21 protein-coding genes are annotated in these 25,298 nt (G+C 70.8%); 7 read left to right on the top strand and 14 right to left on the bottom strand.

The annotated features are described in order from the left end of the window. Positions 1-19: 19 nt before the first annotated feature. The 10 genes from AC3IYJ_RS04245 to AC3IYJ_RS04290 form a co-directional block, all read right to left on the bottom strand. Positions 20-1,816 (bottom strand): alpha-L-fucosidase, encoded by a 1,797-nt coding sequence (locus tag AC3IYJ_RS04245; RefSeq protein ID WP_489399999.1) that lies wholly within the window; start codon positions 1,814-1,816, stop codon positions 20-22. 106 nt (positions 1,817-1,922) lie between these two features. Then, entirely contained in the window at positions 1,923-2,558 is a 636-nt protein-coding gene (locus tag AC3IYJ_RS04250) for a LutC/YkgG family protein (RefSeq protein WP_489400000.1), read from the bottom strand. After that, positions 2,555-4,084: a LutB/LldF family L-lactate oxidation iron-sulfur protein gene (locus AC3IYJ_RS04255; RefSeq protein WP_489400001.1), complete on the bottom strand. Its 1,530-nt coding sequence runs from the start codon at positions 4,082-4,084 to the stop codon at positions 2,555-2,557. The genes AC3IYJ_RS04250 and AC3IYJ_RS04255 overlap by 4 nt, the downstream gene beginning before the upstream one ends. Then, entirely contained in the window at positions 4,081-4,821 is a 741-nt protein-coding gene (locus tag AC3IYJ_RS04260; RefSeq protein WP_489400002.1) for a (Fe-S)-binding protein, read from the bottom strand. Before AC3IYJ_RS04260 ends, AC3IYJ_RS04255 begins: the two co-directional genes overlap by 4 nt. After that, on the bottom strand, positions 4,812-5,720 hold the full coding sequence (locus tag AC3IYJ_RS04265; protein ID WP_489400003.1) for an amidohydrolase family protein: 909 nt from the start codon (positions 5,718-5,720) through the stop codon (positions 4,812-4,814). Before AC3IYJ_RS04265 ends, AC3IYJ_RS04260 begins: the two co-directional genes overlap by 10 nt. Continuing rightward, on the bottom strand, positions 5,717-6,028 hold the full coding sequence (locus tag AC3IYJ_RS04270) for an L-rhamnose mutarotase (RefSeq protein ID WP_489400004.1): 312 nt from the start codon (positions 6,026-6,028) through the stop codon (positions 5,717-5,719). The genes AC3IYJ_RS04265 and AC3IYJ_RS04270 overlap by 4 nt, the downstream gene beginning before the upstream one ends. Continuing rightward, the gene (locus AC3IYJ_RS04275) at positions 6,025-7,053 is read right to left on the bottom strand and encodes an aldo/keto reductase (RefSeq protein ID WP_489400005.1); all 1,029 of its coding nucleotides are present in this window, start codon (positions 7,051-7,053) and stop codon (positions 6,025-6,027) included. The genes AC3IYJ_RS04270 and AC3IYJ_RS04275 overlap by 4 nt, the downstream gene beginning before the upstream one ends. Next, the gene (locus AC3IYJ_RS04280; protein ID WP_489400006.1) at positions 7,050-7,808 is read right to left on the bottom strand and encodes an SDR family NAD(P)-dependent oxidoreductase; all 759 of its coding nucleotides are present in this window, start codon (positions 7,806-7,808) and stop codon (positions 7,050-7,052) included. The genes AC3IYJ_RS04275 and AC3IYJ_RS04280 overlap by 4 nt, the downstream gene beginning before the upstream one ends. Continuing rightward, the gene (locus tag AC3IYJ_RS04285) at positions 7,805-9,142 is read right to left on the bottom strand and encodes an L-fuconate dehydratase (protein ID WP_489400007.1); all 1,338 of its coding nucleotides are present in this window, start codon (positions 9,140-9,142) and stop codon (positions 7,805-7,807) included. The genes AC3IYJ_RS04280 and AC3IYJ_RS04285 overlap by 4 nt, the downstream gene beginning before the upstream one ends. A 14-nt stretch (positions 9,143-9,156) precedes the next feature. After that, positions 9,157-10,008, bottom strand: coding sequence for a fumarylacetoacetate hydrolase family protein (locus AC3IYJ_RS04290; RefSeq protein ID WP_489400008.1), 852 nt, complete (start codon positions 10,006-10,008; stop codon positions 9,157-9,159). A 532-nt stretch (positions 10,009-10,540) separates the two neighbouring features. On the opposite strand from AC3IYJ_RS04290, the gene AC3IYJ_RS04295 reads away from it, so the two are divergent. The 4 genes from AC3IYJ_RS04295 to AC3IYJ_RS04310 all read left to right on the top strand — a co-directional run bounded on the left by AC3IYJ_RS04295 (position 10,541) and on the right by AC3IYJ_RS04310 (position 15,188). Then, the gene (locus tag AC3IYJ_RS04295) at positions 10,541-11,590 is read left to right on the top strand and encodes a sugar ABC transporter substrate-binding protein (RefSeq protein ID WP_489400009.1); all 1,050 of its coding nucleotides are present in this window, start codon (positions 10,541-10,543) and stop codon (positions 11,588-11,590) included. Positions 11,591-11,727: 137 nt separating this feature from the next. Further along, a complete protein-coding gene (locus AC3IYJ_RS04300) occupies positions 11,728-13,353 on the top strand; it encodes a sugar ABC transporter ATP-binding protein (protein WP_489400010.1) in 1,626 nt (541 codons plus the stop codon). A gap of 2 nt (positions 13,354-13,355) precedes the next feature. Next, complete coding sequence (locus AC3IYJ_RS04305; protein ID WP_489400011.1) at positions 13,356-14,399, top strand: ABC transporter permease; 1,044 nt, start codon at positions 13,356-13,358, stop codon at positions 14,397-14,399. A gap of 87 nt (positions 14,400-14,486) precedes the next feature. Beyond that, a complete protein-coding gene (locus AC3IYJ_RS04310) occupies positions 14,487-15,188 on the top strand; it encodes a FadR/GntR family transcriptional regulator (RefSeq protein ID WP_489400012.1) in 702 nt (233 codons plus the stop codon). Positions 15,189-15,234: 46 nt separating this feature from the next. On the opposite strand, the gene AC3IYJ_RS04315 is transcribed toward AC3IYJ_RS04310, so the two are convergent. Both AC3IYJ_RS04315 and xylB read right to left on the bottom strand, forming a co-directional pair. Next, positions 15,235-16,446, bottom strand: coding sequence for an ROK family protein (locus AC3IYJ_RS04315; protein WP_489400013.1), 1,212 nt, complete (start codon positions 16,444-16,446; stop codon positions 15,235-15,237). A gap of 13 nt (positions 16,447-16,459) precedes the next feature. Next, complete coding sequence (xylB, locus tag AC3IYJ_RS04320; RefSeq protein WP_489400014.1) at positions 16,460-17,890, bottom strand: xylulokinase; 1,431 nt, start codon at positions 17,888-17,890, stop codon at positions 16,460-16,462. 93 nt (positions 17,891-17,983) lie between these two features. On the opposite strand from xylB, the gene xylA reads away from it, so the two are divergent. Beyond that, positions 17,984-19,156, top strand: coding sequence for a xylose isomerase (gene xylA, locus AC3IYJ_RS04325; protein ID WP_489400015.1), 1,173 nt, complete (start codon positions 17,984-17,986; stop codon positions 19,154-19,156). Positions 19,157-19,393: 237 nt separating this feature from the next. Here the strand turns inward: xylA and AC3IYJ_RS04330 are convergent, their stop codons facing one another. Both AC3IYJ_RS04330 and AC3IYJ_RS04335 read right to left on the bottom strand, forming a co-directional pair. Continuing rightward, positions 19,394-20,443, bottom strand: a complete 1,050-nt coding sequence (locus AC3IYJ_RS04330) for an aldose epimerase family protein (protein ID WP_489400016.1) — start codon at positions 20,441-20,443, stop codon at positions 19,394-19,396. 340 nt (positions 20,444-20,783) lie between these two features. Then, complete coding sequence (locus tag AC3IYJ_RS04335; RefSeq protein WP_489402683.1) at positions 20,784-21,773, bottom strand: LacI family DNA-binding transcriptional regulator; 990 nt, start codon at positions 21,771-21,773, stop codon at positions 20,784-20,786. 615 nt (positions 21,774-22,388) lie between these two features. On the opposite strand from AC3IYJ_RS04335, the gene chvE reads away from it, so the two are divergent. Together chvE and mmsA are read left to right on the top strand one after the other, a co-directional pair. Continuing rightward, positions 22,389-23,483, top strand: a complete 1,095-nt coding sequence (chvE, locus tag AC3IYJ_RS04340; RefSeq protein WP_489400017.1) for a multiple monosaccharide ABC transporter substrate-binding protein — start codon at positions 22,389-22,391, stop codon at positions 23,481-23,483. A gap of 267 nt (positions 23,484-23,750) precedes the next feature. Continuing rightward, the gene (gene mmsA, locus AC3IYJ_RS04345) at positions 23,751-25,298 is read left to right on the top strand and encodes a multiple monosaccharide ABC transporter ATP-binding protein (RefSeq protein WP_489400018.1); all 1,548 of its coding nucleotides are present in this window, start codon (positions 23,751-23,753) and stop codon (positions 25,296-25,298) included.

Here is a 25,298-nt window from a genome sequence, read left to right on the forward strand (position 1 = left end):
GCACACCACCCCGGCGCGCTCAGCCGATCTTGGTCAGGTTCCAGTTCTGCGCGGGGCCGCCATTGGCGGACCACTGGGTGATCGGGCCTCCGTCCCCGCTCGCGTAGGCGTTGTCCAGCACTTTTCCGCTGTGCCGGTTGGTGAGCCGGAACGCGCCCCCGCCCAGCGCGGCGACCGCCCACTGCTGCCCGTGACCGCCGCTGTCGGTGCGCTGCACCATCACCGCGCCGTCGGAGGTGCTGCCGTTGTCGTCGAGGGCCTTGCCGCTGCGGACACTGAGCAGCTTGTAGTAGCCGTGGCCCAGGTCGGTGACCGTCCACTGCTGCGGGGAGCCTCCGTTGGCGGTCCACTGGATGACCTGGCCGCCCTCGGTGGCGGTGTTGCCGTTGTCCAGGGCCTTGCCGCTCTGGGCGCTGACCAGCCGGTAGACGCCGTTGGCCAGGACCGCCGGCATGCCGACGACCTCCACGCAGACCACGGAGTCGTTCGCGTTGGGCGCTGTGGACGGCACGCTGACGTTGATCTGGCCGCCGCTGACCGTGTAGGAGAGCGAAGCGGAGGGGTTGTTCATCAAGTAGACGCGGCTGATCGTGTTCTGGACCGCCGGGATCTGCAGGGTGCCGCCCGTCGGCCACGTGAAGACGTGGGCGAAGAGCTTGCCGTCCTTCTTGGTGATCCTGCCCCAGGAAGGCTCGACGACGAAGGGGCTGCCGCTGGTGCCGTGGATGCTGTCCGCGTGGACGGCCATCCAGGAGGCGATCCCACCCAGTACCGTCGTTGTTCCGGCAGGCACGGTGCCGTCGCCCTTGGGGCCGATGTTGAGGAGGTAGTTGCCGTCCCGGGAGACGACCGTGACCATCTCCTGGACCATGTCCTTCACGGGCTTGTAGTTGTTCTCGGCCCAGTCGGTGTAGCCCCACTGGCCGTTCATGGTGGCGCAGGTCTCCCACGGCCGGTCCAGTGGCGCGGCAGGCACGGTCTGCTCCGGGCAGGCGAAGTCACCCAGGCCGAGGTCCCGCTTGACGCGTTCGTTGACGACGAGCCCGGGCTTGCGGGCCATCAGCCAGCCGTAGAGGTCCTCGCCGTCGGCCTTGGTCCACCAATCGCTGAGCGTGGGGCTGGACGGGTTGGCGCACCAGTCTCCGTCGAACCACAGGACGGCCGGGTCGTAGCGGTCCAGCAGTTCCTGCAGCTGGGCCTTCATGCCGTTGATGTAGCCGGTGCGGGCGGCCTGCGACGACATGTCGGAGTAGAGGTTGTTCCGGTTGATCGTCTGGGAGGGGTGGCTCCAGTCCAGGATCGAGTAGTAGAGCCCGAACTTGACGCCCCGCTTCTCGCACTCAATCTTCAGCTGCGCCAGCAGGTCGGGCTGGTGGCCGTTGTAGTCGTGCAGGTTGTACTGCTTGGTGCCGGTGGTGTCGGTGAAGCCCGCGACGTCGGAGTCCCACATCGCGTAGCCCTCGTGGTGCTTGGCGGTGATCACGAGGTACTTCATGCCGGCGTTCCTGGCCAGCTCGGCGATGGTGGCGGCGTTGAAGGCGGCCGGGTTGAACGGGGTGGTCACCTGGGCCTGATAGTCGGCCTTGTTCCAGTTCTCGCTGGAGAAGGCCCACTCGCCGTGGCCTCGGTAGGAGTAGGACCCGAAGTGGATGAACATGCCGAACCTGGCCTGGTACCACCAGTCCAGTTTCGACGGGACGGTGTAGGCCTGGGCGGTGGCGGGCCACAGGACCTGCGGCAGACCGAACGCCACGGCGCCGCCGGCGAGGGCGGCGGCCCTGATCAGGGCGCGTCGGCTGAGGGGGGACGAGGACATCGTTCGGCTCCTGGAGAGTGAGGGGGGAAGAGCGGGCGGAACGTGCTCGGAAATCGGATGTGCGTCTCGGTCCGTTCAGGGAGTGACGTGGCGCGGCACGAGGGTGCTACGCGTCCATCACCAGGACGATGTCCAGCGTCCTGGGCCCGTGTACGCCCTCGACCCGGTCCAGCTCGATGTCGCTGGTGGCCGAGGGGCCGGAGATGAGCGTGAGCGGCCTGTGGGGGTCGAGCCGGCTCAGCGCCTCGGGTACGTCGGGGACGATCTGGCCCACCCGGACCACGCACACGTGCTGGTCCGGCAGCAAGGTGAGGGCCCTGCGCCCCTGGCCGGATCCGTGGTCGAGGATCACGGTGCCGGTGACGGCGATCGCGGTGGCGGCGGTGGTGACCACGGCGTCCGCTCCGTCGAGTTGTCCCACCGTCAGTGGCGGAGCGTCTTCCAACCGCGACCAGGGCCCTGGCGGTACCAAGTCCTCGGGAAACCCGGCCGGCACCACCAGGGACCGTGCTCCGGTACGGGCCAGCGCGCGCCCCACGGCCGTCGCAGCGTCGGCGGCCGGAACTCGGACCACCGTGGCGCGGTACTCGGCGGCACGCTCGGCGAACAGCCCGACGACGTCCGGTCCCGCGTGGTCGGCCCGTCGAACGGCCGGCAACGGTATGTCGTCGGGGTTCTCCGATCCGGGCACTCCGGCCAGGGCTCTGCGCACCGCGCTCAAGACGGTCTCGCGGTCGTTCATCGTCGTCCCTTCCCCTCCCCCGTCGCCGGGTCGTCTTCGTTCGCGGGTGTTCTCGTCCGGCGCCACCAGGCGCGTAGCGTCTCCCGGGGCGGCAGGGGCGTGTCACGGGTGTCGGACCAGCGGGCGAACGGACCCGGCAGGGCGCCGATCCGGCCGTCGCGGGCCACCAGCCGGGCCCCGAGGGCGGCGAGCTTCTGTGCCGTGGCCAGTCGTCCCGGGGAGGACAGGGCGGCGCCGGCGGCCTTCATGGCGAGCGCCTCGACGGTGGGCAGGACTCTGTTGCGCCGCCCTGCCTCCACGACCTCCGCGCGCAGGTGGACCAGCACCTCGGGAATGTTGATCTTCACGGGACAGGCGTCGTAGCAGGCGCCGCACAGGGTCGAGGCGAAGGGCAGGGAGGCCGCCCCGCTTTTGATGTCACTGCCGATGCCGACGAGCTGCGGGGTCAGTACGGCGCCGATCGGGCCGGGGTAGACGGATCCGTAGGCGTGGCCGCCCGTGCGCTCGTACACCGGGCAGACGTTCAGGCACGCCGAGCAGCGGATGCAGGCGAGGGCCTGGCGGCCCACCTCGTCGGCCAGGGTCGCGGTGCGGCCGTTGTCGAGGAGGACCAGGTGGAAGTTCTGCGGGCCGTCGCCCTCGGTGACACCGGTCCACAGGGAGGTGTACGGGTTCATGCGCTCGCCAGTGGACGAGCGGGGCAGGAGCTGGAGGAAGACCTCCAGGTCGGCGAAGGACGGCAGGACCTTCTCGATGCCCATCACCGTGATCAGCGTTTCGGGCAGCGTCAGGCACATCCGCCCGTTGCCTTCCGACTCCACCACCACCACCGTTCCGGTGTCGGCGGCGGCGAAGTTGGCACCCGAGACGGCCACCTTGGCCCGCAGGAACTTCTCCCGCAGGTGGAGCCTGGCAGCCTCGGCGAGATCGCGGGGATCGTCGGAGAGCCCTTCGGGAGCCGGCCTTCCCCACTCCCCCATCTCCCGCCGGAAGATCTCCCGGATCTCGGAGCGGTTGCGGTGAATGGCCGGCACCAGGATGTGGGAGGGGCGATCGCGGCCCAACTGCACGATGAGTTCCGCGAGATCGGTCTCGTAGGCGCGGATGTCTGCGTCGGCGAGCGCCTCGTTGAGGCCGATCTCCTGGGTCGCCATCGACTTGACCTTGACGACCTCATGCTTCTCAACGTCACTGCCGCCGGCCGCCAGCACCAGGTCGGTGACGATGCGGTTGGCCTCGGCGGCGTCCGCCGCCCAGTGGACCACTCCGCCCGCGGCGGTCACGGACTTCTCCAGGCGAAGGAGATGGTGGTCGAGGTGGCGCAGGGTGTGGCGCTTGACGGCTGCCGCCGTCTCCCGCAGTTCCTCCCAGTCCTCCAGTTCGGCGGCGACCGCCAGCCTCTTGTCCCGGATGGTGCCGGTGGCCCGGCGCAGGTTCGCCCGCAGTTGGGTGTCCGCGAGCGCGGTACGCGCCGCCTGCGGGAAGGCCGGGGTGCCCAGCCATACGACGTTGTCGGCGCCGCTCATCGTGGATCCCCTTCCGTGGAGGCCAGGATCTCGGCCAGATGGATCGTGCCGACGCCGGTACGGAGGCGGGACAGGCCACCGCCGATGTGCGTGAGACAGGAGTTGTCGCCCGCGGACAGGAACTCGGCTCCGGTGCCGAGGACATGGCGCATCTTGTCGGCGAGCATGGCGTTGGACACGTCCGCGTTCTTCAGCGCGAAGGTGCCGCCGAAGCCGCAGCAGGACTCGGCGGCGGGCAGTTCGACGAGGTCGATGCCCTTCACGGCGCGCAGCAGCGCGAGCGGCCGGTCGCCGACGCGGAGCATGCGCAGCGAGTGGCAGGTCGGGTGGTAGGTGACGCGGTGCGGGAAGTACGCGCCGACGTCGGTGACTCCGAGGACGTCGACGAGGAGTTCCGACAGCTCGTACACCGTCGGTACCACGCGCTCGACCGCCTCGGTGAGGGCGGAGTCCCCGTACTGGGCGGCCACCACCCGGTGGTGGTCGCGCACCATGCCCGCGCAGGACCCTGAGGGGGCGACGACGGCGTCGTAGCCCTCGAAGACCTCGGTGAAGCGGCGCACCATCGGCAGGGTCTCGGGACGGTAGCCGGTGTTGAAGTGCATCTGGCCGCAGCACGTCTGCCCCTGCGGGAACTCCACGGTGTGGCCGAGGCGTTCCAGCAGTGCGGTCACCGCCTGACCGGTGCGGGGGAACATCGTGTCGTTGAAGCACGTGATGAAGAGGGCTATGCGCATGGGGTTTCCTGGGGCGGGCCGGGGGGTGCCGTGATGGTCAGGCCGTAGGTCCGCACGGCCGTGCCGGTGAAGAGGTCGTGGCGCTCGGCCGGGCCGAGTTCGGCCGTCACGTCACCGGCAGCGGCGACGACTTCGGCGTAGGTGGCGGCGAGCCGGCAGACGGGCCAGTCGGAGCCGAACATCAGCCGCCCGGGGCCGAAGGCGTCCAGGACGGTGTCGGCGTACGGTCTCAGGTCATCGACCGTCCAGGAGTCCCAGTCGGCCTCGGTGACCATGCCCGAGAGTTTGCAGATGGTGTTGGGGAGGGCGGCGAGGCGCCTGATCCGTTCCGCCCAGGGTGCGAGTTCGCCGGACGCGACGGGCGGCTTGCCGAGGTGGTCGAGCACGAAGGTGAGGCCGGGAAGGTGCTGCGCGGCCTCTACCGCGGCCGCGAGTTGGTTCGGCTTCACCACGAGGTCGTAGACGAGCCCCGCCTCGGCGACCGCGCTCAGGCCGCGCAGTGCCTCCGGGCGCACGAGCCAGCGGGGGTCCGGCTCGCCCTGCACCTGGTGGCGCATCCCCACCAGGTGCTCCCCACCGGGGCCGGCGCGCAGCCCGGCGAGGGTGTCGGCGACGTCGGGTGCGGTCAGGTCGGTCCAGCCGACGACCCCGGCGACGAGGTCGCTGCGCGCGGCCATGGCCAGGAACTCGGGGGTCTCTTCCGGCACGGTGACCGTCTGCACCAGCACGGTGGCGGTGACGCCGGCCGCGCGGGCCTCCGGCGCCAGGTCGGCCAGGGAGAAGTCACGCCGCAGCGGGGCGAGTTCGGGCCCGGTGATCCAGTCCTGGTCGCGGACGGACAGGTCCCACACGTGGTGGTGGGCGTCCACGATGCCCGGCCCGTGGTCCGCCCCGGTCACAGCTCCCACACCACCGGCAGCGTGGTGTCGGCGCCCTGCGCGGAGTAGTCGTGGACGACGTCCAGCAGCTCGGCCATCCGAGCCTGCCAGGCGATGTTGACCGGCAGCTTCTCGAGTTCGGCGATCATCGCCTGGTAGTCCTGGACTTCCAGTACGTGGAACAGGTCGGTGCCGCTGCGCCAGATCGTCCACTCGCTCACGCCCGCAGCGCGGATGGCGGCGGTCAGCTCTCCTGGCACCTGCCGGTGCGCGGCGTCGTACTCCTCGATGCGGTCGGCGCGGACCTTGGTGTGCAGGGCGACCTTCATGACGGCTCCTTCGGCGACGGGGTTTCCCCGATGGGTGCGGTGACGGGTACGGGGGTGTCCGGGTCCAGCAGGCCCTCGGCGCGCAGCTCGTCCCACAGGGCGTCCGGGATCGGGCGCCGCAGCTGCTCCACGGTGTCGCGCACCTCCTCGGGGGAACGGGCGCCGGTCAGGACGCTCGCCACGGACGGGTGGCCGAACGGGAAGCGCAGCGCGGCGGCCCGCAACGGCACGCCGTGGCGCTCGGTGACCGCCAGCAGCCGCAGCGCCCGGTCGAGCACCGGCTGCGGTGCCGGCGCGTAGTCGTAGGTGGCACCCGGCCGGGGGGCGGTCAGCAACCCGGAGTTGAAGACGCCGCCGATGATGACGCTGCGGCCGCGGGCGGCCGCCTCCGGGAGCAGTTCGGTGAGCCCGTCCTGTTCCAGGAGGGTGTAGCGGCCTGCCAGGAGCACCACGTCGATGTCGGTCTCGCGCAGGAAGCGGGCGGGCAGGGCGGACTGGTTCATGCCGATGCCGATCGCCCCGACCACGCCTTCTCCGCGCAGCCGCTCCAGGGCCGGGTACGCCTCGCGCAGCGCCTGCTCGGCGTGGTCGTCGGGATCGTGCACCAGGGCGATGTCGACGCGGTCGAGGCCGAGGCGTTCCAGGCTCGCTTCGAGGGAGCGCAGCACGCCGTCGGCGCTGAAGTCCCGGACCCGGCGGTGGGTGGACGGGACGGCGAAGCCGTGGCCGAGGTCGTTTCCGGGGATGCCCCGCGGGTCCGGCTCGAGGATCCGGCCCACCTTTGTGGAAAGGGTGTAGCTGTCACGGGGGCGGTCGCGCAGGGCGGCCCCGAGCCGCCGTTCCGACAGGCCCAGTCCGTAGTGGGGGGCGGTGTCGAAGGTGCGGACCCCGGCGTCCCAGGCCGCGTCCACCGTGGCGCGGGCGGCCTCGTCGGAGACCGGGCGGTAGAGGTTGCCGAGGGCCGCGCAGCCCAGGGCGAGCTCCGAGACCTTCACCGTGCCGCCGCCCAGCCCGGTGGTCCTCACGACCCGGCCGCCGGGCGCAGCCGCAGTCCCTGCATGCCGCCGTCCACCGCGAGCGCGGTGCCGGTGACGGACGCCGCGGCCGGACCGGCCAGGTAGACGATGGCGGCCGCCACCTCCTCGGCGGTCACCAGACGGCCCATGGGCTGGCGGGCGGCCAGTGCTGCCCGTTCGGCCTCGGGGTCGTCGGCGGCGTCGAGCAGCCGGGCCACCCAGGGGGTGTCGGCGGTGCCGGGGTTGACGCAATTGACGCGGATGCCCTCGCTGACGTGATCGGCGGCCATGGCCAGGGTGAGGGACAGCACGGCGCCCTTGCTGGCGGAGTACAGGGCGCGCTGCGGCAGTCCGGCGGTGGCCGCGATGGAGCAGGTGTTGACCACGGACGCGTGTGCGGACCGGCGCAGGTGGGGCAGGGCGGCCCGGGTGGTGCGGACCGTGCCGAGGAGGTTGACGTCCAGGACGTGGTGCCACTGTTCGTCGGGGTTGTCCTCGACGGTGCCGGCGGCGCCGATGCCCGCGTTGTTGACGAGGATGTCGATGCCGCCGAGCCGCGTGGCCGCTTCCTCCACGGCGGCACGTACGGAGGCGTCGTCGCCGACGTCGGCCTTGAGGCCGAGCAGCGGTTCGCCCACGCCTTCCGGATCGAGGTCGAGTACGGCGACGGCCGCGCCCCGCGCCGCCAGCGCGCGGGCCGTGGCGAGGCCGATGCCGGACGCACCGCCCGTGACGAGAGCCTTGAGGCCGGTCAGTTCGCTCATGCCGCTTCCTCCTGCACGGCGCGGTCGGCCGTCCAGAACGTGCCGTCCGGGTAGAGGTACTCGGCGATGGACTCCGCACGCATGGTGGCGGAGAAGCCGGGGGCGAGCGGCGCGGTGTAGTGGCCGTCCCGGATCACCACCGGATCGACGAAGTGCTGGTGGAGGTGGTCGACGTACTCGATGACTCGGTTCTCGGTGGTTCCGGAGAGGGCCAGGTAGTCGAACATCGACAGGTGCTGCACCAGCTCGCACAGCCCCACTCCGCCGGCGTGCGGGCACACCGGCACCCCGAACTTCGCGGCGAGCAGCAGGATCGCGAGGTTCTCGTTGACCCCGCCGACGCGCGCCGCATCGATCTGGAGGACATCGATCGCGCCGGCCTGGAGGAGCTGCTTGAAGACGATCCGGTTCTGCACGTGCTCGCCGGTGGCCACCTTCACGGGGGCGACGGCCCGCCGTACGGTCGCGTGGCCCAGTACGTCGTCGGGGCTGGTCGGCTCCTCGATCCAGTACGGGTCGAACTCGGCGAGGGCATTGGTCCACGCGATCGCCTCGGGCACGTTCCACCGCTGATTGGCGTCGATGGCGATGCGGATGCCGTCACCTACGGCGCCGCGGGCGGTGCGCAGCCGCCGGATGTCGTCGCTCAGGTCGGCGCCGACCTTGAGCTTGATCTGGGTGAAGCCGTCGGCGACGGCCTGCTTGGCCAGCCGGGTGAGCTTCTCGTCGGTGTAGCCGAGCCAGCCGGGGGAGGTGGTGTAGCCGGGATATCCGCGCTCCAGCAGGGTCGCCTCGCGTTCCGCGCGCCCCGTGCGGCCCTCGTGGAGGAGCGTGAGGGCGTCCTCGGGCGTGAGGGCGTCGGCGATGTAGCGGAAGTCGATCTGGGAGACCAGCCACTCCGGCGTGGCGTCGGCGAGCAGCCGCCACAGCGGCTTGCCCTCCCGCTTGGCCGCCAGGTCCCAGACGGCGTTGACCACGGCGCCGATCGCCATGTGCATCACGCCCTTCTCGGGGCCGAGCCAGCGCAGTTGGCTGTCGCCGATCAGGTCGCGGCTGACCGATCCCGGATCCGCGCACACCTCCGCTACGGAGCGGCCCAGGACATGGGGGCGCAGTGCGTCGATCGCGGCGACCTGGACGTCGTTGCCGCGTCCGATGGTGAAGGTGAAGCCGTGTCCTTCGTGCCCGTCGCCGGCGTCGGTGCGGAGGACGACGTAGGCGGCGGAGTAGTCGGGGTCCGGGTTCATCGCGTCTGAGCCGTCCAGTTCCCGCGAGGTGGGGAAGCGGACGTCGTAGGTGTCGACGGCGGTGATCCGAGCGGAGGTTGCAGTCAAGGTGGTGCTGCCTTTCACGCTTGGGCGAAGATCTGGCGCTGGCTGCCGAGGCCGTCGATGGAGAGCTCGACCGTGTCGCCGGGGCGGAGGTAGGGGGTGCCGGGAAGACCCAGGGCCACGCCCGCGGGCGTACCGGTGTTGATCACGTCGCCCGGCTCCAGGACCATGTACTGGCTCAGGTACCACACGATGTGGTCGACGGTGAAGATCATGCCGCTGGAGTTGCTGTCCTGCCGCTTCACTCCGTTGACGCTCAGGTGGAGGCCGAGGTCCTGCGGGTCGCCGGCCTCGTCGGCGGTGACCAGCCACGGGCCGAGCGGGTTGAAGGTCTCGCAGGATTTGCCCAGGTCCCACTGCGACGAGTACTCCAGCTGGAATTCCCGCTCCGATACGTCGTGGCTGATCGCGTACCCGGCGATCACGGCCCGCGCGGCATCCGGTCCGTCCAGGTAGCGCGCCCGGCGGCCGATGACGACCGCGAGTTCGACCTCCCAGTCGGTCTTCACCGATCCCCGGGGGATCAGCACCTCGTCGTACGGGCCGACGACCGTGCCCGGGTCCTTCATGAACACCACAGGACGCACGGGAATCGCCGCGCCGGTCTCGGCGGCGTGATCGCGGTAGTTCAGGCCGACGCAGACCACCTTGCCGGGGCGGGTGACGGGTGCCCCGATCCTCAGCCCGTCCCTGTCCAGTTCGGGCAGCTCCCCCGCCGAGACCGCCGCGCGGGCCCGGTCGATCCCTCCGGAGGCGAGGAAGGCACCGTCGATGTCCCGGGTCACGGAGGACAGGTCCAGCAGCCGGCCGTCGTCGACGCGTACCGCGGGCCGCTCTTCACCTGGGGATCCGACGCGTAGCAGTTTCACGGGGCAGCTCCCTTGCCGAGCGGGTTTCGGTTTCGTCTGTGGGATCGGCCGTACGGGCGGGCTACCTGAATGCGCCGGTACAGCCGTTCGCCAGGGCTCCAGTCATCCGCATGGTCAGTCATCGGATGTATCGCGAGCCACAGCGAACATAGACGCGGAGATCGCGGCTGACAATGGATTCCTCGGATGTATTTCCTCGCCGTTGTCGGCGGACCCTCTCGTGGAACAACTCTCCCGAAGCCGTCAGGGGCACGCCTACCGAAGCCCCATCAGTCGCGCACAGTCGGACATAACACGGGGTCAGATGGAGTTGGGCACTACCACGACGCCCTGCGGGGCCAGGGCCCGGCCCATCAAGTCAGGCGCACACCCTTGTCAACCTCGGCAACGTCGTCGTAACGTCCCGTCCAAGATACATCGGAGGAATGGCCGGATCATTCGGTGCGCCGTCCAGCGCCCCCGCCACCTTCCACACGGCGCGTACGTCCCCCTGACCGTCGCCGCGCCCCCCGGCTAAGGAGAGAACACGGCCATGAAGCACACTCGCACCCGCTCCACCGCCGCAGCCGTCACCGCCGTCCTCGCGCTGCTGGGACTCACTACCGCGTGCAACCGCGAGAGCCCCGGCTCGGCCGCCCCGGGCGGCGACAAGTCCGCCATCGGCATCGACCTGCCCCGCTCCGACTCCGACTTCTGGAACTCCTACGCGCAGTACCTGAAGAACGACATCAAGACAGACGGCATCAACGCGCTGCCGCTGAGCAACTCGCAGAACGACGTCACCAAGCTGGTCGCCAACGTGCAGGTGTTCCAGAACACGGGCGCCAAGGCCGTCGTCATGGCGCCTCAGGACACCGGTGCCGTCGCCTCGACCCTGGAGACCCTCGCGGCGAAGAAGATCCCGGTGGTCAGCGTCGACACCAGACCCGACAAGGGCGATGTCTACATGGTCGTCCGAGCCGACAACAGGGCGTACGGCACCAAGGCGTGCGAGTTCCTCGGTACGCAGCTGGGCGGCCAGGGCAAGGTCGCCGAGCTCCAGGGCGCCCTCGACTCCATCAACGGCCGCGACCGGTCCGAGGCGTTCGCGGAGTGCATGAAGACGAAGTTCCCGCAGATCAAGGTCTTCGAGCTGCCCACCGACTGGAAGGGCGACGTGGCCTCCGCCAAACTGCAGAGCCTGCTCGCGCAGCACCCGGACCTGAACGGCATCTACATGCAGGCGGGCGGTGTCTTCCTGCAGCCCACTCTCGCCCTGCTGGAGCAGAAGGGCCTGCTCCAGCCCACCGGGCAGCAGGGCCACATCAGCATCGTCTCCAACGACGGCATCCCGCAGGAGTTCGACGCCATCCGCAAGGGCCGGATCGACGCCACCATCTCCCAGCCCGCCGACCTCTACGCCAAGTACGCGCTGTACTACGCCAAGGCCGCCGCCGAGGGCAAGACCTTCCAGCCGGGTGCGACCGACCACGGCTCCACCATCATCAAGCTGCCCAACGGCCTGGAGGACCAGCTCCCCGCTCCGCTGGTCACCAAGGACAACGTCGACGACAAGACCCTGTGGGGCAACAACGTCGGCTGACGGCCGGCCCCGCCCCCGTCGCGCGGTCGGGGACGGACGACCCTCCGTCCCCCGACCGCGGCCTCTCCCCGCAGCCCCGGGCGCACCCCCGCGCACCTCGGCGCCCCAGCCTCCTTACACGAAGGACGGTATCCACCATGGCGGACACCGCGACCGCCCCGGCGACCGGCCCCGGCAACCCAGCCCCGGTGGCCGAGGCGACCGGCATCAGCAAACGATTCGGCGCGACCGTCGCGCTGCGCGACGCCCGCATCACCATCGCCCCGGGCGAGTCGCACGCCCTGGTCGGACGCAACGGCGCCGGGAAGTCGACGCTCGTGTCCATCCTCACCGGCCTTCAGCAGCCCGACACCGGAGCGCTGCGCTTCTCGGGCGAGCCGGCCCCCGCCTTCGGCGACATCGACGCCTGGCGCTCCCGCGTCGCCTGCGTCTACCAGCGGTCCACGATCATCGGTGACCTGACCGTCGCCGAGAACCTCTTCCTGAACCGGCAGAGCGGCGCCCCGCTGCGGCCCATCCGCTGGAAGCGGCTGCGCCACCGCGCCGAGGAGCTCCTCGGCGAGTACGGCGTCGACGTCGATCCCACCGCCCGGGCGAGGGACCTCACCGTCGAGCAGCGGCAGTTCGTGGAGATCGCCCGGGCCCTGTCGTTCGGCGCCCGCTTCATCATCCTCGACGAGCCGACCGCGAAGCTCGACGGCCGCGGCATCGGCCGCCTCTTCGACAAGCTCCGCGACCTCCAGCGCCAGGGTGTCGCCTTCCTCTTCATCTCCCACCACCTGCAAGAGGTGTACGACCTCTGCACGACGGTCACGGTCTACCGCGACGCGGCCCACATCCTCACCGCGCCCGTCACCGAGCTCGGGCATACGTCCCTGGTGGAGGCCATGACCGGCGAGTCGGCCTCCACTGTCTCCGCCACCGCGGGCCGCCCCCCGGGCACGCGGGCCGACGCCTCGGAACTGCTGGCGATCGACGGCCTGACGCTGCCCGGTGCCTGCGAGGACGTCTCCCTCTCCGTACGCTCCGGCGAGGTCGTCGGGCTCGCCGGAGCCACCGCCAGTGGCAGCGTGCAGGTGGGTGAGGCGGTCGCCGGTCTGCACCGGGCCAAGGGCGGCCGGATCTCGGTCGGCGGCAGGACCGTGCGCACCGGCAGCGTGCCGGCCGCGCTCACCGCCGGCGTCGGTCTGGTCCCGGAGGACCGCCACCACCAGGGGCTGGTCGGCAACCGCAGCGTGGCGGAGAACGCGACGCTCACCGTCACCGACCAGCTCGGTCCGTTCGGCATCGTGCTGCCCGCCCGCACCAGGGCCTTCGCGCAGCGCGTGATCCGGGACCTCGACATCAAGACTCCCGGCGTCGCCACCCCGGTCTCCGCCCTCTCCGGCGGCAACCAGCAGAAGGTCGTCGTCGCCCGCGCCCTGGCCACCGATCCGCACGTGCTCGTGGCCATCCGCCCCACGAACGGTGTGGACGTCAAGTCCAAGGAGTTCCTCCTCGGCAGGATCCGGCAGGTCGCGGACGGCGGCAAGGCTGCGCTGATCGTCTCCGACGAGCTGGACGACCTCAAGGTCTGCGACCGGGTCGTCGTCATGTTCCACGGGCGCGTGGTGGCCGAGTTCGACCACGGTTGGAGGGACGAGGACCTCGTCGCCGCCATCGAGGGCGTCGCGGGCGATCCGGCTCCTGCCACCACGACGTCTCCCACATCCGCCCTACCCGCCTCATCCGCCTCCTCCGGCGCAGACGAGCACGGAAGGTAGTCATGTCCGCCACCACAGATCTCACCGAGCCCGCACCGAGGACGGCGACGCCGGCCGCGGCGGACACCGCCCACCGTCGGGCCGGTCTCGGACGCTTCCGTGAACTGTCCCTGGTTCCGGCGATCCTCGTCCTGGGCCTGATCGGGTTCATCGTCTCGCCGGCCTTCCTCACCGCCGACAATCTGATCGGTGTGGCCCAGCAGTCCACCGAGCTGAGCCTGCTGGTGCTCGCCACGACCTTCGTCCTCATCGCCGGTCGGATGGACCTGTCCCTGGAGTCCACGATCGGCGTGGCTCCCGTGATCGCCGTGTGGCTGATCCTGCCCTCCAGTGGGGGCCGGTTCACCGGACTCGGCCTCTTCCCCGAGTGGACCGCCATCCCGCTCTGCCTGCTGGTCGGGGCGCTGATCGGTGCCGTCAACGGCTTCCTCATCCTCAAGCTGCGCCTCAACGGCTTCATCGTCACCCTCGGCGCCCTGACGATGCTCCGCGGACTGCAAGTCGCCCTCTCCGAAGGTCAGTCCATCGTCGAGCTGCCCTCGTCCTTCACCTACCTGGGCAGGGCGTCCTGGCTGGGCGTGCCCGCCGCGATCTGGGTGTGCGCCCTGCTCTTCGCGATCGGCGGCAGTTCGCTGGCCTGGCTCCGGCACGGCCGGGCACTGTACGCAATCGGCGGCAATGCCGAGGCCGCCCGCACTGCGGGCATCCGCGTCGACCGCACCGTGTGGGTCGTCCTCATCCTCGGCAGCGTTCTCGCGGCGTTCGCCGGTACCCTTTACAGCGGGCACTACGGCTCCATCTCCGCCACCCAGGGCAGCGGCTGGATCTTCCAGGTCTTCGCCGCGACCGTCATCGGCGGAGTCAGCCTCAACGGCGGCAAGGGTTCCGTTTTCGGCGCCCTCACCGGCGTCCTCACTCTCCAGCTCGTCGTCAACGTCATGACGCTGGCGGGCGTACCGCCCCTGTGGAACCAGTTCCTCAATGGCGCCATCATCATTGTCGCCCTGATCATCTCCCGGTTCGCGTCCGGCGAGAAGCAAGAATAGCCCCGTCCCACAAACGGCTCCGCAGGCCCCGGTCCGGGTCCGGCGGAGCCACCGTCCCGAACACACCCCGCACTGAGAGGCACGTTAGTGGCACTGACGGACGAGGCGATCGACAAGATCAAGGCGATGATCCTCGACGGCGAACTCGCTCCCGGCTCCCGTCTGCCCAAGGAGGAGATCCTCGCCGCACAACTCGGCTTGTCCCGGAATTCGCTGCGCGAGGCAGTCCGTGCGCTGACGGCCATGCGCATCCTGATCACCCGTCAGGGCGACGGCACATACGTTTCGAGCCTGGAGCCCCATCTCCTGCTGGAGAGTCTTTCCTTCGCCGCCGACGTCTCCCAGGGCCACACGGCACTGCAACTGATTCAGGTGCGCCGCCTGCTGGAACCGCAGGCGACCGGGCTGGCCGCTGCCCTGCTGACGCCGGAGGACCTCCAGGAACTGCGCGACATCCTCGACAGGTCCCGGGCCGCCACCACCGTGGAGGAGTTCGTCGCCCACGACATCGCCTTCCACCTCAGGATCGTCGAAGCCGTCGGCAACCCCGTGCTGTCGATGCTCCTGCAGGTGCTCTCCACCCGCACCCAGCGCGTCCGCATCGTCCGCGGCAGCCGGACCCGTCACGCACTGGACAACGCCCACCAGGACCACGAGCAGATCCTCGGCGCGCTCCAAGCACGCGACGCCCTGCTGGCCACCGCCGCCACGACCGTCCACATCACGGCCGTGGAGCAGTGGCTGGCCGCCAGCCTGAGCGACGACCCGCTGCGAGCGATCGACGACTGATCCGCTCGCTCTGCCCGGCGACCCTGAGCGGGCTCCCCGATCCCGCTCAGCGCGCCGGCAGGCGAGCGGGATCGGCGATGATCTGCCGGACGGTCGACCATGCCGCGCCCAGCACCGGTCCACGGCGGCCCAGGGCCGAGGGGCACACCGCCTCCGGCTTCCAGGGTCGGACGGTGACCCGGGCGGCCAGTTCGGCGCGTACCGCCGGGAGGAGCCAGTCGGCGAGTTCGGCGTAGGCACCGCCCAGGACGAGGTGGTCCGGGTCGATCAGGTTCACCGCCGAGGCCAGGGCGAGGCCCAGGGCCCGTCCCGCGCGGTCCAGGGCTCGCAGGGTCGCGGCGTCCCCGGCGGCTGCGCGCTCGGCGAGCAGGACCACCGGGTCGCCGACGTGTTCCAGCCCGGCCTCGCGCAGCACGGCCGCTTCGCCCGCGTACTGCTCCAGGCAGCCGCGCGCCCCACAGGCGCAACGGGCGCCCTCCGGGTGGACGGGCAGGTGGCCGAGTTCGCCCGCGAAGCCGCGGGCGCCCCGGAACAGCCGCCCGCCGATGACCAGTGCGGCACCGATTCCGGCCTCGGCGGAGACGTGTACGAAGGTCTCGGCGGGGTTGCCCCGGTGCCACTGCTCGGCCAGCGCCCCGAGGTTGGCCTCGTTCTCCGGCTCGGGCACGGTGTCGGGGTCGGGCCAGTGGTCGGCGGGGCGCACTGCCTGCCAGCCCAGGTTCGGTGCGTTCGCGACCAGCCCGCCCGGCGCGTTCGGCACCACCCCCGGCACGGCCAGGACGCGACCTTCGACGCGCAGGCCCAGGGCCGCGGCCTCGGACTCCGCCTCGGCGCCCAGCGCGGCGACCTCCGCCAGCACCTCTCCGGCCGACCGGCCCGCGTTGGCCCGCTCCACCCGACGCCACACCCGCGGTTCACCACGCAGGTCCACGACGCACGCGGCGAGATGCGTGACGCCGATCTCCAGGCCGAGTCCCGCGGGACCTCGATCACTCAGGACCAGCGCCCGTCCGGGGCGGCCGACCCGTCCGCTGGGCGCGGTCTCCGTCTCGGTCAGCGCTCCGCGGCCGATGAGCTCGTCGACCATGGAGGAGACGGCAGGCCTGGTCAGGCCGGTGTGCCCGGCGACGTCCGCCCGGGAGAGCGGTCCGTGCGCGGCGACCGCGCCGATCACCACCGCGAGGTTCCGCCGGCGCATCCCCTGCTGCGAGGCGGGCGCGGCCTGCGCGCCCCCGCTCGCCCTGCCGGTCCCCGTCATCGACCCGGCCCTCCTATCGCTCTCCCTGCGGGACCTCCTGCAAGGCCCGCGCCCGCCGCAGCGTACTGGTGATCCGTTCGAGTGCGTCGTCGTCACGGGCCACCGGGTCCAGCACCCGGCCCGCGGCGGTCCGCCAGCGCCGGGCGACGGCGTCGGCAGGCTCACCGGTGAGCAGTGCGGCTGCCTGGGCGGCGGCCCCCAGCGCGACCGGTTCCCGGACCGCGGGCACCTGAACCGCCCGGCCGGACAGCCGCAGGACGGTCCGCTGCCAGGCACGGCCGCGGGCTCCGCCGCCGATCAGCAGCAGGGGTTCGTCGGGGGCGGGGTCCTCGCCTCCGGCACGCAGTACGTCGTCCAGGGCCGCGAGCAGGGCGTGGGCGGCGCCGTCGTAGGCGGCCTGGAGCAGCTGGCCCGGCGTGGTGTCGTGGCGCAGGCCGTGGACCAGGCCGGAAGCGTGCGGGAGGTCCGGAGTGCGCTCGCCGTCCAGATGGGGCAGCACCACCACCGTGCCGCCTCCCTCGACGTCCTCGCGGTCGCGGCCGACGAGGGCGGCGAAGCGGTCGACGGCGAGGGTGCAGTTGAGCGTGCAGGCGAGCGGCAGCCAGCCGCCGAGGGCATCGGCGAAACCGGCGACGATTCCGCTCGGGTCGGCGGGCCGGGTCCGGCCGACGGCGTAGACGGTGCCGGAGGTGCCGAGGCTCAGCACCGGACGCCCCGGAGTCAGGCCCAGCCCGAGGGCGGCCGCCATGTTGTCACCGGTCCCGATGGCCACCAGGGCGCCCTCGCGCAGTGGCATCCCGGTTCGGACGACGCCCGCCCGGGCGCCCGGCGGGAGGACCTGCGGCAGCAGCCCGGGGTCGAGGCCGATCCGGCCGAGGACGTCCTGGTCGTAGCCGTCCGGGCCCCACCAGCCGGTTCCCGAAGCGTCTCCGCGGTCCGTCACCGCCTCACCGGTCAGCCGCTCCGTCAGGAAGTCGTGGGGAAGCCGGACGGCCGCGACGCGGTCGGCGGCGGCGCGCTCGTTCGCCTGCAGCCAGGCCCACTTGGCGGCCGTGAAGGCGGCCGTCGGAACGCTTCCGGTGCGGCTGGCGAGCTCTGCCGTGCCGAACGCGGCCACGAGTTCGGCGGCCTGCGGGGCGGAGCGGACGTCGTTCCAGAGCAGTGCCGGGCGCACCGGCCGGCCGGCCGCGTCGAGGGTGACCAGGCCGTGCTGCTGGCCGGCGATCGAGCAGGCGGCGGCGCGATCCGCCCAGCCGGTGCCCGCCACGGCCTCGCCGAGCGCCCGCCACCACTGTTCGGGGTCGCTCTCGCGTCCGGCGCCCGCGCTGACGGTGTGCGCGGCGCGGCCCTCGCCCAGGACGGCGCCGGTGTCCAGGTCGACGGCGAGGGCCTTGGTGGACTGGGTCGAGCTGTCGACACCGATCACGACGCGCTGAGCAGACATGCGTTCCTCCGGTGGGGTTCCTTCTGGCGTCTCCGCATACTAATTTGTTTTTTGCCATTACAAATAGCCCTCGGCCCTGAACCGGAGCTCCTCATGACCAGCGACCCGCTCGTCCCCACCCCCGCGCACAGGTTCACCTTCGGCTTGTGGACCGTCGGCTGGCAGGGCCGTGACCCCTTCGGCGAAGCCACCCGACCCGCCCTCGACCCGGTCGAGACCGTGGAGCGGCTGGCCGGGCTCGGCGCCTACGGCGTCACGTTCCACGACGACGACCTGATCCCCTTCGGGGCCGGTGACACCGCACGCGAGCAGGCGGTCAAGCGCTTCCGCACCGCACTCGACACGGCCGGGCTGAAGGTGCCGATGGCCACCACCAACCTCTTCACCCACCCGGTGTTCAAGGACGGCGCCTTCACCGCGAACGACCGGGACATCCGCCGGTACGCACTGCGCAAGACGATCCGCAACATCGACCTGGCCGTGGAACTCGGCGCCTCGGTCTACGTCGCCTGGGGCGGCCGCGAAGGCGCGGAGTCGGGCGCGGCCAAGGACGTGCGCTTCGCCCTCGACCGGCTGAAGGAGGCCTTCGACCTGCTGGGCGAGTACGTGGAGAGCCAGGGATACGATCTGCGCTTCGCGATCGAGCCCAAGCCCAACGAGCCGCGCGGCGACATCCTGCTGCCCACCATCGGCCACGCCCTGGCGTTCATCAACGAGTTGGACCGACCCGAGCGGGTCGGCCTCAACCCCGAGGTCGGCCACGAGCAGATGGCCGGGCTGAACTTCCCGCACGGCATCGCCCAGGCCCTGTGGCACGACAAGCTGTTCCACATCGACCTCAACGGCCAGTCCGGCATCAAGTTCGACCAGGACCTGCGCTTCGGCGCGGGCGACCTGCGCCAGGCCTTCTGGCTGGTCGACCTGCTGGAGTCGGCCGGCTACGACGGCCCCCGTCACTTCGACTTCAAGCCGCCGCGCACCGAGGACTCCGACGGCGTCTGGGCCTCGGCGGCGGCCTGCATGCGCAACTATCTGCTCCTGGCGGAGCGTTCCCGCGCCTTCCGGGCCGATCCGGAGGTCCGAGCCGCACTCACCGCCTCCCGGCTGCCCGATCTCGCCCTTCCCACTGCCGAGGACGGTCTGGCCGGGCTGCTGGCCGACCGGTCCGCCTTCGACGAGTTCGACGTCGATGCCGCCGCCCGCCGCGGCATGGCCTTCGAGCACCTGGACCAGCTCGCCCTCGAACACCTCCTCGGCGCCCGCTGAGCCGGTGTGCCCCGTGAGCCGGGCCGTGACATTGCACGGCCCGGCTCCGCCATGAGGGAACCGCGACTTGTCCGACGGCTTCGCCCGGCCGCCGGCTCGGGCGAAGCCGGCCTCCAGTGTCGGCTGTCCCTGGTACGACCAGACCCATATCCACTCAGGCTCCTGCCGAGCCCGGACACGTCATTGCCCGCACCGCAGTGTGCAAGCGCTTCGACGATGCGGGCAGGGCATCGATCCCTACTCGGCCGAGAAGCGGTACACCGTCGTCGAGCGGTACTCCTGCCCCGGGCTCAGGTGGGTGGAGGGGTACTCCGGCCGGTTGGGCGAGTCCGGAAAGTGCTGGGTCTCCAGCGCTATGCCCGCGTACGCGAGGTACGGGCGACCGGAGCGGCCGACCAGCGAACCGTCGAAGTGGTTTCCGGTGTAGACCTGGAGCCCCGGCTCCGTCGTCAGGCATTCGACGCGCCGGCCGCTGCCGGGGTGGCTCAGGACGGCGGCCCGCCTGAGCCCGGTTCCGTCGAGCACCCAGTTATGGTCGAAGCCGTCGCCGGCCCGGCGGATCTGCGGATGTTCCTCGGTGATGCGGCCACTGATCGTCCGCGCCTCGCGGAGGTCGAACGGTGTGCCGGTGAGGGACTCGGACGGACCGAGCGGTATCAGTTCTCCGTCCACGGGCGTGTAGCGGGCGGCCTCGACCCGCAACTGGTGGCCGAGCACCGTCCCACAGCCCTCACCGGCCAGGTTGAGGTACATGTGGTTGGTGAGGTTGACAACCGTCGGAGCGTCCGTGGTCGCCCGGTAGCTGAGGGAGAGTTCGCCGTCGGGGCCGAGCAGGTAGGTGACCTCTGCCGTGAGGGCGCCCGGGAATCCCTGATCTCCGTCGGGGCTTTCCAGGCGGAGCCGGACACCGGCCCGCCTGCCCGCACGGACCGGCACTCCGTCCCAGAGGCGAGTGGCGAAGCCGTCCGGTCCGCCGTGCAGGGTGTGGCCGTCCCGCTGGGTCGCCAGTCGGTGCGTCGTGCCGTTGAGGGGCAGGGTTCCGCCCGCGATTCGGTTGGCGTAGCGGCCGACCGTCGCGCCGAAGTAGGCGGCCTCCCCGAACAGCTCCGCCGTGCTCTCGCAGCCCAGGACGACGTTGGCACACCGCCCGTCCCGGTCCGGCGCGTGCAGGGCCTGCAAGCGTGCTCCGAGACTGAGGACCTCCGCCGTGACGCCCTCCGGGGAACCGAACGTCCAGCGGGTGATGCGCCGACCGTCGGGGAGCTCTGCGGCGGGCTCCTGGGTCACCGTCACTCCACCATGGGATACGAGTGCGTCTCGCGACACGCGACTACTCCGTTCAAGGCGGCGGGGAGAGGGAGGGGGCGACACCCGCCGCAAGGGCGGGCGCCATCGGCTCGGAGGGGCAAGGTCACGTCCCCCGGGCCGATCGATGGCGGGCGCGGCCAGGGGGCGGCGTTGCGGATGCGGCGCAATCGGTGGAGGAGTCGTCTCTCGCGAGGAAATTGTGAGCGTTAACAATGCGCCCGTCAAGGGATCGACGGTGCCATCGGCCAAGTGCGGCCGACGCGTCGGAAGGAAGGCATGGGCCGCCGGGGCGGTCAGCGCCGGGCCCGACGGCGCCGGCTCAACGACGCGCGGCGGGCCCCGCGCTGCGGCGCAGCACCGTCTCGGGCTGGATCCGCAGGTGGGTACCGGTGTGCGCGACGCCCTCCAGCTCCCCGACGAGCAGTTCCAGGGCCCGGCGGCCGAGCTCGCCGAAGTCCTGCCGCACCGTGGCCAGGGGCGGGGTGAAGTAGGCGGCCTCGGGAATGTCGTCGAAGCCGACCACGCTGATGTCGCCCGGGATCGAGCGGCCGGCCTCGTGCAGGGCGCGCAGCAGGCCGAGCGCCATGTGGTCGTTGGCACAGAAGACGGCCGTGACGTCGTCCAGTTCGGCGATCCGCAGGCCCGCCTGGTAGCCGGCGCGAGCACTCCAGTCGCCGGACTCCACATGCGGCACGGGGGCTCCGGCAGCCTCCAGCGCGCTGCGCCAGCCCTCCTGGCGGTCCCGGCTCTCCATCCAGCCGGCCGGACCGGCCAGGTGGTGCACGGTGCGGTGACCCAGGTCGAGCAGGTGCCTGGTGGCCGCTTCGGCGCCGGACCGGTTGTCGACCGAGACCATGGGAACCCGCGACTGGCTGCCCGGTCCGACCGCGACGACCGGCACGGAGCTGGAGAGCTTGGCCACCGCACTGACGGCGGAGATCTGGGGCGCGATCACGACCACGCCCTCCACGCCCTGGTCGCGGAGCCGGTCGACGGCCTCCTGAACCGAGCGGCCGTCCAGGGAGCGCAGACTGGTCACGCTGACGGAATACCCCGCACTGCGCGCAGCCTGCTCGATGCCGTCCAGCATCGAGGCGGGACCGTACAGGGTCGACTTGAAACTGACCACGCCGAGGGTTTGCGAGCGGCGGGTGACCAGGGCTCGGGCAGCGGAGTTGGGCCGGTAGTCCAGCTCACGGATGGCGGCGAGCACCCGCTCCCGGGTGCCGGGCCGCACATGCGGGGCGCCGTTGAGCACTCGGGACACCGTCTGGTGGGACACGCCGGCCAATTTCGCCACGTCCGCCATGACAGGGTGGCGCCTCTGGCTCCCGGCACTGTCGTTTCCCACGCGCACTTCCCTCCTCGACTCCGGGCTACGGTACGCCACCGACCGCTGACGAGGGCTGCGCGGACGGGTACGGGGACAGACCCGTGCGGCGGGACTCCCCCACCCGCTCGACAGGGGTAGCGACCTGCAGCCCCCACTCCGAGACCCGCCCGCTCCCTGGCCCGGGGGCCGGGGAAACGGCACCCGGCCCTCCGCCCCGCACCCGGCGTCGAGCAGACCGGAAACCACCAGGCGCGCGGCCCCCAGGACCGACTTCCGGACCGCACGTGGACCGATGCCTCACCCGAGGTCGCAAAAGCCGCTCGCGGTCACCGCGCCCGGACGCGCCTCATGAGCAGGCATGCCCCACCGAGGAGGCCGATCGCCTGCGGCGTTGTAACCCAACGGTGATCCGAACAGACCCTTGACGACACAGTTGTGAGCGTTAACACTCAGGTATCGCCAGGCCGGAGCCACTGCAACACCGACTTCGCACAGCGCGAGGAATCGACTCCCCGGCCGGCCCCGCTCGACCGCTTCCGGTCGCCCAGCCGGGTCGCACCGTGCCGGTCGCGGAACATCACTGGAGGAACTGTGCGGAAGCTTTCAGTCGGCCTTGTCACCCTGGGTCTCACCCTGTCGCTGGCAGCCTGCGGCCAGAGCTCCAACGGAGCGGGCGACGCCGGGGCCGGCGGAGACGCCAAAGGGGGCCTCGTCGGCATCGCGATGCCGACCAAGTCGTCGGAGCGCTGGATCAACGACGGCAACAACATGGTCAAGGAGTTCCAGGCCAAGGGCTACAAGACCGACCTCCAGTACGGCGACAACGTCGTGGAGAACCAGGTCTCCCAGGTGGAGAACATGATCACCAAGGGGGCCAAGCTGCTGGTGATCGCCGCCATCGACGGCTCCTCGCTCACCAACGTGCTGCAGAAGGCCGCCGACGCCCACGTCCCCGTCATCTCCTACGACCGGCTGATCCGCGGCACGAAGAACGTCGACTACTACGCGACCTTCGACAACTACAAGGTCGGTGTCCTCCAGGGCAGTTACATCGTCGACAAGCTCGGCCTCAAGGACGGCAAGGGCCCCTTCAACCTCGAGCTGTTCGCCGGCTCACCGGACGACAACAACGCCACGTTCTTCTTCAACGGTGCGATGAGCGTCCTCAAGCCGTACGTGGACGACAAGAAGCTGGTCGTGCAGAGCGGCCAGACCTCCTTCAACCAGGTGGCCACCCTGCGCTGGGACGGCGGTCTGGCCCAGTCCCGGATGGACAACCTCCTGAGCAAGTCGTACACCACCGCCCACGTCGACGCCGTGCTCTCGCCGTACGACGGCATATCGATCGGCATCATCTCGTCGCTCAAGGGCGTCGGCTACGGCACCGGCCAGCCGCTGCCCGTCGTCACGGGCCAGGACGGAGAACTGGCCTCGGTGAAGTCGATCATCGCGGGCGAGCAGACCCAGACCGTCTACAAGGACACCCGCCAACTGGCCAAGGCCGCAGTCCAGATGGGCGACGCGCTCCTGACCGGCGGCAAGCCCGAGGTCAACGACACCAGTCAGTACGACAACGGTGTCAAGACCGTACCGGCGCAGCTGCTCCAACCGGTCAGCGTCGACAAGGAGAACTACCAGAAGGTCCTGATGGACAGCGGCCAGTACACCGCGGACCAGCTCAAGTAGCCCACGGGGCCCGACCGACGGGTCCGGCGACGCCTAGGCGGTGTCTGATGGATCTCCGCGGCGTCGCGACGCCCGGCACGCACTCTCGCCGCACCGGCCGAAAGCCCAAGTACGTCCAGTACGCAGGCTTCCGGCCGGCACACCGAGAGCACGCACCGGACGCCGCTCCTTCCCCACGGACATCCATCAGACACCCCCTAACCGGCGGTGCGATGCCCGGGAGACTGCCCGGGCATCGCACCGCCCCGACGATACGGATGCACAACCATGGCCCGACCCGTTCTCGAGATGCGGTCGATCAGCAAGACGTTTCCCGGTGTCAAGGCTCTCTCCGAGGTCAACCTGACCGTCGCCGCGGGTGAGGTGCACGCCGTCTGCGGTGAGAACGGCGCCGGCAAGTCCACACTGATGAAGGTGCTCAGCGGGGTACACCCGCATGGCGGCTATCAGGGCGAGATCCACTTCGAGGGCGAGCCCTGCCGGTTCAAGGACATCCGGGCCAGCGAGCAGCGCGGCATCGTGATCATCCACCAGGAACTCGCCCTGGTGCCCTACCTGTCCATCGCCGAGAACATCTTCCTCGGCAACGAGCACGCCACTCGGGGCGTCATCAGCTGGCACCGGACGCTGACCCACGCCGCCGAACTGATCCGGCAGGTCGGACTCGACGAGAGCCCGCACACCAGGATCGCCGATCTCGGCGTGGGCAAACAGCAGTTGGTCGAGATCGCGAAGGCACTCGCCAAGAAGGTCAAGCTGCTCATCCTGGACGAGCCGACTGCCGCCCTGAACGACGAGGACAGCCGCAAGCTGCTCGACCTGATCCTCGAACTCAAGGCTCAGGGCATTTCCTGCATCCTCATCTCGCACAAGCTGAACGAGATCGCCCGGGTCGCCGATGCCGTCACCATCCTGCGCGACGGGCGGACCATCGAGACCATCGAGATCGGTTCCGAGGGCATTTCCGAGGAGCGGATCATCCGCGGCATGGTCGGCCGCGACCTGGAACACCGCTACCCCGAGCGCACTGCGGAGATCGGCGAGGTCGCCTTCGAAGTCGAGGACTGGAGCGTCCAGCACCCGATCGACCACCGGCGCAACGTGGTCGACCGCGCCTCGCTCCACGTCCGTCGAGGCGAGATCGTCGGCATGGCCGGCCTCATGGGCGCCGGCCGCACCGAACTGGCCATGAGCGTCTTCGGCCGCTCCTACGGGCGGTGGACCGGGGGCCGGGTACGGCTGCACGGCCGGGAGATCCGCACCCGGACGGTGCCGGAGGCGATCGGGCACGGCATCGCGTACGTGACCGAGGACCGCAAGCAGCTCGGCCTCAACCTGGGCGACGACATCAGCCGGAACATCTCGCTGAGCTCCCTCGGCAAGGTCGCCCGACGAGGCTGGGTCGACCGGCACGAGGAGGCCCGGATCGCCGAATCGTTCCGGCGGACCATGAACATCAAGGCCCCCTCGGTGTTCGCGGAGACGGGCAAGCTCAGCGGCGGCAACCAGCAGAAGGTCGTCCTCAGCAAGTGGATCTTCGCCGATCCGGAGGTACTGATCCTCGACGAACCCACCCGGGGCATCGACATCGGCGCGAAGGCGGAGATCTACACCGTCATCGCCGAACTCGCCGCCCAGGGCAGGGCGGTACTCGTCATCTCCTCCGAACTCCCCGAACTCCTGGGCCTGTGCGACCGGATCTACACCATGGCCGAAGGCCGGATCACCGGTGAGGTCACCCGTGCGGACGCCACCCAGGAATCCCTCATGCGGCTCATGACCATGAGCGCGGCATACCCCGACAAGCAGGTGTGA

This window comes from Streptomyces sp. GL_140 (assembly GCF_057834465.1).